The sequence below is a fragment of the Helicobacter heilmannii genome (genome assembly GCF_001283065.1).
In the GTDB taxonomy this organism is placed as follows: Bacteria; Campylobacterota; Campylobacteria; order Campylobacterales; family Helicobacteraceae; genus Helicobacter; species Helicobacter heilmannii.
Genome location: NZ_CDMK01000003.1, coordinates 100,139 through 102,191, shown reverse-complemented (window position 1 = coordinate 102,191; position 2,053 = coordinate 100,139). Strand labels below are relative to the sequence as shown.

Below are 2,053 nucleotides of genomic sequence, written 5' to 3'. Positions count from 1 at the left end.
TTAGCTATGATTTGGAGATTTAACCCCAATTAAGCCCCCCTTAAGCTTTAAAGTCTTATAATCACATTTTGCCAAAGTTTAAAGCGGTTGAGAAATCCAAAGGTTGAAAAGCCAAAGCGGTTTTAAAAAGCACTTAAACTTAACGCAACGATCTTTGACATTTAAGCAAGAGAGTCTTGTAGCCAAATTTGTTTTTTGATTTTGTTTTGGCTTAAAGAACTCTAGTTATTGACACAACTTGTCTAAACAGAGTAATCTTGAGCCAGTTTGGGATTTAACTTAACTTTATGGAGAGTTTGATCCTGGCTCAGAGTGAACGCTGGCGGCGTGCCTAATACATGCAAGTCGAACGATGAAGCCTAGCTTGCTAGGTGGATTAGTGGCGCACGGGTGAGTAACGCATAGATGACATGCCCTTTAGTTTGGGATAGCCACTAGAAATGGTGATTAATACCAAATATTACCCTACGGGGGAAAGATTTATCGCTAAAGGATTGGTCTATGTCCTATCAGCTTGTTGGTGAGGTAAAGGCTCACCAAGGCAATGACGGGTATCCGGCCTGAGAGGGTGAACGGACACACTGGAACTGAGACACGGTCCAGACTCCTACGGGAGGCAGCAGTAGGGAATATTGCTCAATGGGCGCAAGCCTGAAGCAGCAACGCCGCGTGGAGGATGAAGGTTTTAGGATTGTAAACTCCTTTTGTGAGAGAAGATAATGACGGTATCTCACGAATAAGCACCGGCTAACTCCGTGCCAGCAGCCGCGGTAATACGGAGGGTGCAAGCGTTACTCGGAATCACTGGGCGTAAAGAGTGCGTAGGCGGGGTTGTAAGTCAGGTGTGAAATCCTATGGCTTAACCATAGAACTGCATTTGAAACTACAACCCTAGAGTGTGGGAGAGGTAGGTGGAATTCTTGGTGTAGGGGTAAAATCCGTAGAGATCAAGAGGAATACTCATTGCGAAGGCGACCTGCTGGAACAATACTGACGCTGATTGCACGAAAGCGTGGGGAGCAAACAGGATTAGATACCCTGGTAGTCCACGCCCTAAACGATGGATGCTAGTTGTTGGGGGGCTTTGTCCTCCCAGTAATGCAGCTAACGCCTTAAGCATCCCGCCTGGGGAGTACGGTCGCAAGATTAAAACTCAAAGGAATAGACGGGGACCCGCACAAGCGGTGGAGCATGTGGTTTAATTCGAAGATACACGAAGAACCTTACCTAGGCTTGACATTGAAGGAATCTGCTAGAAATAGCGGAGTGTCTAGCTTGCTAGACCCTGAAAACAGGTGCTGCACGGCTGTCGTCAGCTCGTGTCGTGAGATGTTGGGTTAAGTCCCGCAACGAGCGCAACCCTCTTTCTTAGTTGCTAACAGGTTACGCTGAGCTCTCTAAGAAGACTGCCTGCGTAAGCAGGAGGAAGGTGAGGACGACGTCAAGTCATCATGGCCCTTACGCCTAGGGCTACACACGTGCTACAATGGGGCGCACAAAGAGATGCAATGCTGCGAAGCTGAGCCAATCTTCAAAACGCCTCTCAGTTCGGATTGTAGGCTGCAACTCGCCTGCATGAAGCTGGAATCGCTAGTAATCGCAAATCAGCCATGTTGCGGTGAATACGTTCCCGGGTCTTGTACTCACCGCCCGTCACACCATGGGAGTTGTGTTTGCCTTAAGTCAGGATGCTAAAGCAGCTACTGCCCACGGCACACACAGCGACTGGGGTGAAGTCGTAACAAGGTAACCGTAGGTGAACCTGCGGTTGGATCACCTCCTTTCTTAGAGAAACCCTTTAAGGCTTTGTTGTCTAAAGGCAGGCTCAAGGCTCTCTTGCTTAGGTGTTAAAACACAAAAAACTCCACTGAACTTTTCAATCCCTTTTGAATTGTTTGCTTTAAATTCCCCTCTTTCTCTGTGTGTGAGTTCTTTATGAAATGTAATTTAATGGCTACAATATGGGGGTTTGATGCCTAGCGATGTAAGCAATAATAGTTCATGTCCTATTTAAAATCCCCGCCTACCAAAGGGGGCTAGAAACAGCAAGATG

1 rRNA gene is annotated in these 2,053 nt (G+C 47.2%); it reads left to right on the top strand.

The features are described from left to right. Positions 1–284: 284 nt before the first annotated feature. Positions 285–1,784 (top strand): 16S ribosomal RNA (locus AOG36_RS06990). Positions 1,785–2,053 lie beyond the last annotated feature (269 nt).